The sequence below is a fragment of the Winogradskyella sp. genome (assembly GCF_025210595.1).
GTDB lineage: Bacteria > Bacteroidota > Bacteroidia > Flavobacteriales > Flavobacteriaceae > Winogradskyella.
The window spans coordinates 1-9,293 of sequence record NZ_JAOARH010000139.1; the positions used below are offsets into that span (position 1 = coordinate 1).

Consider the following 9,293-nt stretch of genomic DNA (forward strand, 5'->3'; position numbering starts at 1 on the left):
CTGCAGTAGATTTTGTTAAAAAAACTTCATCATTAGACATATCTTTGAATGCTACTACTCTATAATTTTTTGGATGTATTCCTGCTTTCATCGCTAAATGCTTTAAATATTTTCGATTTTTTCGAGGTGCAAATTTAAGTAATTTTTACAATTCTACAATGTTTTTTTATTTTTTTTCGTATTGATTATGTTAGTTCTCAAAGGTAAAGACAAAACTAACTTTTCCAACACCCAACACCCAACACCCAATACCTAATGCCTAATGCCTAATGCCTAATGCCTAATGCCTAAATTATCTAATCGTTTGATGAGATTCTCACTTTCGTGGGAATTGAGTGTAACAATTTACTATCTTTGAATACTAACTAGTCAATTAACTAAAAAACCATCTCAATTATGGAACATCAAAAACCAGCAACTGGTAAATTTGCAATGAATTATGGCATCATTTTAGGTGTTGTAATGATTGCCTTAAATGTAGTAAGTTATGTAACAGGACAAGCTCTAGAAGGTGCTCAATGGCCTCAAGTAGTATATTATATCGTTTTTCCTGTTGTAATTATTTATGCTATTAGTGTATTTAAAAAACAAAATGCTAATACACTAACTCTTGGAAATGCAATTAAACTTGGTGTTGTCATAGGTGTAATAAGTGCTATTGCCTATATCTTATATGGATTATTGTTTAATTATGTTATTGACCCAGAATTTATGCCGCAAATGATGGAAGTTGCCAGAGATAAAATGATAGAGCAAAATCCTGACATGACTAAAGAACAATTAGAACAAAGTATAAAAATGATGGAAACAATGTTTAACCCATTAATTGGTTCTGCTTTTTGGATAGCTATGAGTGCTTTCTTTGGCTTAATTTGGTCTTTATTAGGCGGATTAGTAATGAGAAGTAATTCCTAATTAATGCTTAAATAATTTCTGTATTTTTGACGTCTAAGAATATTCAGACAACATCAATATGAACATATCAGTAGTTATACCACTACTTAACGAACATGAGTCTCTAAAAGAGTTACACGATTGGATTGTATCTGTGATGCAGTCCAATTCGTTTTCTTATGAGATTCTTTTTATTGATGATGGAAGCACAGACAATTCATGGAAAATAATTTCTGAGCTTAACGACAGTAATCCTAATGTAAAAGGTATCCGTTTTTTAAAGAATTTTGGCAAATCACAAGCACTTCATGCTGGTTTTGCTAAAGCAACTGGCGAAGTTATCATTACAATGGATGCAGATTTACAGGACAATCCTGATGAGATTCCTGAGCTCTATAAAATGATTACAGAGCATAGTTATGATCTCGTTTCTGGTTGGAAAAAGAAACGCTACGATTCTGTAATTGCAAAAAACCTACCATCTAAGCTATTTAATTGGGCAGCAAGAAAAACATCTGGTGTAAAATTGCACGATTTTAATTGTGGGCTTAAAGCATACAGTAATGCTGTAGTAAAACATATTGATGTTTATGGCGAAATGCATCGTTACATACCTGTGTTAGCTAAAAATGCTGGCTTTACCAATATTGGTGAAAAAGTGGTAAAACACCAAGCCAGAAAATATGGCCATACTAAGTTTGGCATGAACCGTTTTATAAACGGCTTTCTAGATCTAATAACCATTTGGTTTGTCTCGCGTTTTGGTAAACGACCTATGCATCTTTTTGGTGCACTTGGTGTTATTATGTTTATTATTGGGTTTGGCTTTGCTTTTTACTTAGGTTTAGATAAATTATTTTTTGATCCTACAGGAAGACTTATCACAGAACGGCCACAGTTTTACATTGCACTCACTACAATGATTATAGGTTCGCAACTGTTTATTGCTGGTTTCCTTGGTGAATTAATTTTAAGATCTAAACGTCACCAACAACGCTACCACATTAAAGAAGCATTAAATATCGCTTAACAAGCAGAATTATCACACAGATTTAAGCAAGCATTTTTTAAGATTGCTTACATTTGTGTAACTATAACTTTTTACTTATGATTTATATTAAACCCGAAATACTAGAGCGTGTAAACTCTTGGTTAACACCTACATTTGATAAAGATACACAAGAACAAATAAAACATATGATTGCTTCTGACCCTAAAGGATTAGAAGAAAGTTTTTATAAAAATTTAGAATTTGGTACTGGAGGAATGCGTGGCATAATGGGTCTTGGCACCAATAGAATTAACAAATATACGCTAGGAAAAAACACACAAGGATTAAGTAATTATTTAAAGCAATCTTTCCCTAATGAACAGGTTAAAGTAGCAATAGCTTACGATTGTAGACACAATAGTAAAGCTTTTGGTAAAGTTGTTGCAGATGTATTCTCTTCTAATGGCATTCAAGTGTATTTATTTGAAGATCTAAGACCAACACCAGAACTTTCGTTTGCCTTAAAACATTTAAATTGTCATTGTGGTATAGTACTAACAGCATCTCACAACCCACCAGAATACAATGGTTATAAAGTATACTGGCAAGATGGCGGACAATTAGTTCCTCCACATGATGCTGAAATTATTGCAGAAATTAATAAATTAGATTATTCTGAAATTAAATTTGAAGCTAACACAGATTTAATAGAATATATAGGGCAAGACGTTGATAATGCTTTTATAACTGCATCTGTTAAAAATGGAAGTTCTAACACAACAGCTGAAGCCAAAGCCAATCTTAATGTGGTGTTTACTTCCTTACACGGAACATCAATAATGTCTATTCCAGAAACCCTAAAACGAGCCGGTTACAGTAATGTAAATATTGTTGAAGAGCAAAAAGATCCTAATGGAGACTTTCCAACTGTGGTTTCTCCAAATCCAGAAGAACCAGAAGCTTTAAAAATGGCTATGGAATTAGCCAACAAAGTTGATGGAGATATTGTTATTGGTACAGATCCAGATTGTGATCGTTTAGGTGTTGTGGTTAGAAATTTAGAAAACGAATTGGTAATTCTAAATGGAAATCAGACTATGATATTAATGACAGATTTCTTATTAAAGCAGTGGAAGAATGAAGGAAAAATAAATGGAAATCAGTTTGTAGGATCTACAATAGTTTCTACTCCTATGATGACTGTTTTAGCAAATGCATATAATGCTGAATGTAAAATTGGCTTAACTGGGTTTAAATGGATTGCTAAAATGATTAAAGATTTCCCTGAGCTAGATTTTATAGGTGGTGGAGAAGAAAGTTTTGGATTTATGGTTGGTGATTTTGTAAGAGACAAAGATGCCGTAACCTCTACTCTTTTAGCCTGCGAAATAGCAGCACAAGCCAAGGCGGAAGGAAAAACACTCTACGAAAAATTAATCGATTTATATATAGAACACGGTTTCTACAAAGAACGATTGGTATCATTAACCAAAAAAGGCATAGAAGGTGCTCAAGAAATTAAGCAAATGATGATTGATGCCAGAGAAAATCCATTAACAGAAGTAAATGGTTCTAAAGTTGTGCGTATTGAAGATTATCAGCTCGCTATTGCAAAAGACATGACAAATGGTAACGAAGATGTGATTGATATACCAAAATCTAACGTCTTAATCTATTATACCGAAGATGGTAGTAAAATCGCGTTAAGGCCAAGTGGTACAGAACCTAAAATTAAATTCTATATCAGTGTTAATACTAAACTAGACAATATGTCTGCTTTTAAAGAAACGGAGCAGTTATTGGAAAACAAGATTGACGCTATCCTTAAGGATATGAATTTATAATGAATGGATTACATAAAAAAACTTTCTAGATTTATTTTACCATACAAACGCTATGGTATATTAAATATCATTTCAAATGTTTTTTATGCGCTTTTTAGCACACTAGCAATGGTATCGTTAATGCCTATGATTAACGTATTGTTTGGTGAAGGAGAAAAAGTAACTGAAAAACCTGTATATAATGGAATTAGCGAATTAAAAGATTATGCTGAAAATTCAATTAATTACATTATCACTACAACGTCAGAGCAGTATGGACCTCAACGTTCTTTGTTGTACATGATTGTTCTTATTATCAGTCTTTTTCTATTAAAAAACCTGTTTAATTATCTTGGGTTATACTTTATTACGTTTTTACGAAATGGTGTATTAAAAAATTTAAGAAATGAGATCTACAGTAAAGTTACGCATTTACCTATTTCATACTATTCAGAAAAGAAAAAAGGAGATATTATAGCAAGAATATCTGGAGATGTCAATGAAGTAAAAAACTCTTTACTTGCCATACTAGAGCTTATTGTTAAAGAACCTCTTACAATTTTATTTGCTATTATAACAATGTTTATGATATCAGTAAAATTAACAATATTTGTTTTTCTGTTTATACCTGTTTCAGGATTTATAATTTCTAGAATAGGAAAAAGTTTAAAGAAAAAATCAAATAGAGTACAAACAGAGCAAGGTATTTTCTTATCTACATTAGAGGAAACTTTAAGCGGTCTTAAAGTGATAAAGGGTTTTAATGCTGAAGAACGATTTAATAACGAATTTAAAAAATCTACGAATCGGTTTTATAACTTCTCTAATACATTAATGAATCGCCAAAATTTGGCATCTCCTACAAGTGAAGTCTTAGGTATTATAACCATTGCTGTATTACTTTGGTATGGAGGAAGTATGGTTCTTGTTGAAAAAACATTATCTGGTGGAGCATTTATAGGCTACATAGGTTTAGCTTGGCAAATTCTTACGCCAGCTAAAGCTATAAGTAAAGCAAGCTATAAAGTTAAAGCAGGTAATGCTGCTGCTGACCGTGTTTTAGAAATTTTAGAAACAATATCTCCTTTAGAGGATATACCAAATGCTAAGTCTAAGGATGATTTTAAATCTGAAATTAAGCTCGATAATATTTCGTTTAAATACGAAGAGGATCTGGTTCTTAAAAATTTATCAATAACAATACCTAAAGGCAAAAGCGTAGCCTTAGTTGGGCAATCTGGTAGTGGAAAAAGCACCATTGCCAATTTAGTAACGCGTTTTTACGATGTTAACGAAGGACGTATATTAATTGATGGCGAAAATATTAAAGGCTTAACAAAGTACTCTTTAAGAAATTTAATGGGTCTTGTAACTCAAGATTCTATTTTATTTAACGACACCATTAAAAACAACCTTCTTTTAGGGAAAGAGGATGCTACAGATAACGAGATTATTGAAGCACTTAACATCGCAAATGCATGGGAATTTGTAAAAGATTTACCTCAAGGTATAGAAACCAATATAGGTGATTCTGGTAATAAGCTATCTGGTGGACAAAAACAACGACTCAGCATTGCTAGAGCTGTACTAAAGAATCCACCAATAATGATCTTAGACGAAGCCACTTCTGCCCTAGATACAGAGAGCGAACGTTTAGTGCAAGATGCTTTAGAGAAAATGATGAAAAACAGAACCTCTATTGTTATTGCGCATCGCTTATCAACCATTCAAAACGCAGATGTTATTGTAGTAATGCAAAAAGGTGAAATTGTAGAACAAGGCACACATACTGAGCTTATAACCAAAAATGGTGTTTACAACAAGCTTGTAGAAATGCAAAGCTTTGATTAATTACTGAGAACTTCTTAGTGAAACACAAATTAAGAACTTCATTCTTAATTAAAACATTAACAAAACCGGAATACCCAAAATAAAAAAGGATGCATTTTACATGCATCCTTTACATAATTGTTATCAGATTTGGGGAAACTGATAACAGTTAATAGGTTAAGCTGTGTCAAACATAAAACAATTATTATTCTTAACCAAGAAAAAATTGCTTTTTATCGTGTTTTTATGCTTTTTATCGATGTTTAAAATTATAAACACTTGATTATCAACAAAAACAAAATTCATGTGAAAATAAATATTTTAACTTTAAACTTTTAGTTATTTAAAAAGTCTAAATACTAAAGTATTTTACTTGACAAACGAAACAGAATTCATATTACGCCTCCAAGATCCTAAATCTAAAGAAACAGCTTTTAGAGAATTATTAAATCTCTACAAAGAGCATTTGTATTGGCATATTAGAAAAATTGTAATTTCTCATGATGATACAGATGACGTTTTACAGAATACATTTATAAAAGTCTATCGTAGTATCGATAAATTTAAAGGAGATAGCAAACTCTACTCATGGCTATACAGAATTGCAACCAACGAATCCATTACTCACATTAACAAAAACGCAAAACGATTACAAATCTCAAACGAAGAACATCAAAATTTAGCTTTAAATAACCTAACAGCTGATGTGTATTTTGAAGGAGACGAGATACAACTAAAACTACAAAAGGCCATAGCTACATTGCCCCAAAAACAGCAATTAGTGTTTAATATGAAATATTTTGACAACCTTAAATACAAAGAAATAGCAGAAATTTTAGAAACTAGCGAAGGAGCCTTAAAAGCATCCTATCATATCGCAGTAAAAAAAATAGAAAGCTTTTTAACTACAGATTAAACCATTTTATTAATTTGAAGTCTTAGAAACAGGCACAGAAACAACTAAAAGATTCTTGCTCTTGCAGGAACAAAAGATGAAAAACGATAAGCTACATAACATAAAGTCAACAGGTTTTAAAACACCAGACAACTACTTTGAATCTTTTGAAGACAAACTCTTTGAGCGCATAAATGATGAAGCGTCTTTAAAAAAAATTAAAGACACTGGTTTTAAGGCACCAAAAGATTATTTTAAGTCTCTAGATGATAAAATTTTTGAAAAAATAAACAAGGAAGAGCAACCTGTTATAAAGCTAAACACTAGAAAAACCCTTTATTATGTCGCTGGTATTGCTGCCTCTTTAATACTATTACTCGCTATATTTATTGGAAAAGGAACAAATACTGAAGAGTTTTCGGCAGAGATGGTAGAAGCCTATTTTGAAGATAGTGATTTAGACAGCTATGAATTAGCAGAATTACTAGTTGACGCAAACATGCTTGAAGAAGATTTTACATTAACAGAAACCGAATTTAGCGAAGACAACCTAGAGTCCTATCTATTAGAAAACACAGATATTGAAACAATTTTACAACAATAAAAACATTACGATGAAACGATTAATCCCTATACTAATTCTGCTGATAAGCTTTTCAAGTTTTTCTCAAGACGGCAAAAAAATAAAAGAACGCATAAAAGCACAAAAAGTAGCATTTATAACAGATAAGCTTGCTCTTACTTCTGAAGAAGCACAACAATTCTGGCCTATTTACAATGACATAGAAGCAAAAAAAGAAGCACTAAAAAAGAAATCTGTTTCAAAAAGAAAAGCAAAAAAACCAGATGATTTAACTGAAAAAGAAGCTGAAGTCTTATTAAATGAAATGCTAGACATAGAAGACCAAAAGCATCAACTTCAAAGAGAGCTATTTACAAAATTAAGAAAGGTTATTTCTAATAAAAAAATTGTAGATTTAATGAGAGCTGAGCGAGAATTTGACCGAAAACTATTAGATAAATTAAAAGACTTTAGAGAACGAAGACAAAACAGAAAAAATTAAACAAAAAACTGTTTTAAAAGCTATTTTATGTCAACTTAAAATCGTTTCAGGATCTTATAAAAAAAATCTAAAAACAAGAGATTGATTCTGAAATAAGTTCAGAAAGATAATTTTTACTCCTTTTAAAATAGGCTTTTTTATTCTCTAAATGTAAGCTTACTTATACGACCTTTACCTCCAGCAAAAGCTATGGAATCATTTAAGAATCTAATGGTGTAAAAACCTTCATCACTAAGATGCTTCCAGGTCTCACCACCATCATTGCTATAATCTACACCTTTAAAACCAACAGCAACTAATTCTTTAGCATCACTATTGGGCACGTATTGCACACAGCTTCTGTAACCAGGACTTTTTCCGTCAGCAACAACTTGCCAAGTTTTACCACCATCCTTAGTTCTTATTTTATTTGCTAAAGCAGCATTAGGTCTTGTATAATCTCCACCTATGGCAAATCCATTTTCTTCATCATAAAAATCGATAGAATACATACCTGTAGTTTCTTTACCTTGTATAATTGGTGTATCAAAAACCTCCCAAGTTTTACCTTTATCTGGAGAATATAAAATTCTGCTTGCTTTGCCTCCTGTTGCAACCCAAGAGTGGTCTCCAACTATAGCAATATTAGTATCACTAGCAGCAAAAGCAGCTTCTCCTTCTTTGGCTTTTGGTAAACTCTCGCAAGAAATTTTATTCCATGTTTTACCTCCATTTCTGGTAATGATAATACTCATACAATCTGCTGTTGGATCTCCAATGGCAATACCTTCTTCATCGTTCCAAAAATCCATAGAATCATAAAAAACCTTAGGGTGATTTTCTTGATATACAATTTTGCTTCGTTCTACATCTACATGTAACTTATACACTAAAGCCGGATTGCCAATAGTAACACCATAGCCTGAATTTTCCCTAGCTGCTAATGCTCTAAAATTTAATTTCAATGAATCTGAAGACAAATTTGCTTTATGAATATAAAATTTTCTATCCTTTAAAGAATCTATTTGCTTACATATTTCTTGAGTCATTATAATACCTAATTCACCATTAGAGGTTAAAAAAACAGGATAAGCAAATGCATCATTTACAATTTCTAATGCTCTTACATTCAGCGCTGGATCTTGCGCAAAATCTTCAATATCTACTTTTGAAAAATTTCGAGGTTGATTTTGACTATTAGTTTTATTAAAGATAAAACCCACAAAAAATAAGATTATAAAAATGCGCATAAGTATCAATTTTGCCTAAAAATAGAAAAGCTTCACGATATAACCGCAAAGCTTTTCAAATTAACAACAATCAAAATAATCAAAAATTTACAAACATGGTTTTATAACATTGTAAAACAATAAACCACAAACAGTTAACTCAATCTCTTTTTTTATGCTTTCTTCTCATACTTCGACGCTTTATAGCATCATTAATAATCTTTGTAAGCTGTTCTTTTTGCTTATCGTTACATAATGCTCTCACTTTTTTAAAATGTTTGAACATTTCAATATCTTTTTCCTTTTCACCCTTGGCTATTAAATCTCCTATGGAATCTAAATAAGATTGCGTCACATTCTCATCAGACACTTTAGAATACATTGCTTTTTTTAAACCCATATTCTTTTTAAATAAAGACTTCATATTATCAAAATGAGCAGTTTTCATAGAATCATATGCTGCCATTTGCTTTTCATCAAAATTTAATTTTTTAGCAATAGAAAATTTATAATCATGATCTCTGTGTCCTCTTTTACTCATATAATGCACAAGAAAATATCCATTAGAAATCATAAGAAATATGAGTA

At 31.4% G+C, this 9,293-nt stretch carries 10 protein-coding genes; 7 read left to right on the plus strand and 3 right to left on the minus strand.

Annotated elements, in window-relative coordinates; translation table 11 throughout:
* Positions 1–91, minus strand: a 91-nt coding sequence (locus N4A42_RS13550; protein ID WP_294075075.1) for a 50S ribosomal protein L31, incomplete at its 3' end; no start/stop codon positions are given.
* A 305-nt stretch (positions 92–396) separates the two neighbouring features.
* Between N4A42_RS13550 and N4A42_RS13555 the strand changes: the two genes are divergently transcribed.
* The 7 genes from N4A42_RS13555 (at position 397) to N4A42_RS13585 (ending at position 7,497) form a co-directional block, all read left to right on the plus strand.
* On the plus strand, positions 397–915 hold the full coding sequence (locus tag N4A42_RS13555) for a DUF4199 domain-containing protein (RefSeq protein WP_294075050.1): 519 nt from the start codon (positions 397–399) through the stop codon (positions 913–915).
* Between the two features lie 58 nt (positions 916–973).
* Positions 974–1,924 carry a glycosyltransferase family 2 protein gene (locus N4A42_RS13560; protein ID WP_294075052.1) on the plus strand — a complete coding sequence of 317 codons (951 nt, stop codon included), beginning with the start codon at positions 974–976 and terminating at the stop codon, positions 1,922–1,924.
* A 77-nt stretch (positions 1,925–2,001) separates the two neighbouring features.
* Positions 2,002–3,729, plus strand: coding sequence for a phospho-sugar mutase (locus N4A42_RS13565; protein WP_294075055.1), 1,728 nt, complete (start codon positions 2,002–2,004; stop codon positions 3,727–3,729).
* Positions 3,730–3,732: 3 nt separating this feature from the next.
* A complete protein-coding gene (locus N4A42_RS13570) occupies positions 3,733–5,559 on the plus strand; it encodes an ABC transporter ATP-binding protein (protein ID WP_294075058.1) in 1,827 nt (608 codons plus the stop codon).
* A gap of 352 nt (positions 5,560–5,911) precedes the next feature.
* On the plus strand, positions 5,912–6,454 hold the full coding sequence (locus N4A42_RS13575) for an RNA polymerase sigma factor (protein ID WP_294075061.1): 543 nt from the start codon (positions 5,912–5,914) through the stop codon (positions 6,452–6,454).
* A 76-nt stretch (positions 6,455–6,530) separates the two neighbouring features.
* Positions 6,531–7,037 (plus strand): hypothetical protein, encoded by a 507-nt coding sequence (locus tag N4A42_RS13580; protein WP_294075064.1) that lies wholly within the window; start codon positions 6,531–6,533, stop codon positions 7,035–7,037.
* A 10-nt stretch (positions 7,038–7,047) separates the two neighbouring features.
* Positions 7,048–7,497 (plus strand): sensor of ECF-type sigma factor, encoded by a 450-nt coding sequence (locus tag N4A42_RS13585; RefSeq protein ID WP_294075067.1) that lies wholly within the window; start codon positions 7,048–7,050, stop codon positions 7,495–7,497.
* Between the two features lie 137 nt (positions 7,498–7,634).
* Here the strand turns inward: N4A42_RS13585 and N4A42_RS13590 are convergent, their stop codons facing one another.
* Together N4A42_RS13590 and N4A42_RS13595 are read right to left on the minus strand one after the other, a co-directional pair.
* Positions 7,635–8,726, minus strand: a complete 1,092-nt coding sequence (locus tag N4A42_RS13590; protein ID WP_294075070.1) for an oxidoreductase — start codon at positions 8,724–8,726, stop codon at positions 7,635–7,637.
* Between the two features lie 139 nt (positions 8,727–8,865).
* A partial coding sequence (locus N4A42_RS13595; RefSeq protein ID WP_294075072.1) for a hypothetical protein occupies positions 8,866–9,293 on the minus strand: 428 nt, incomplete at its 5' end.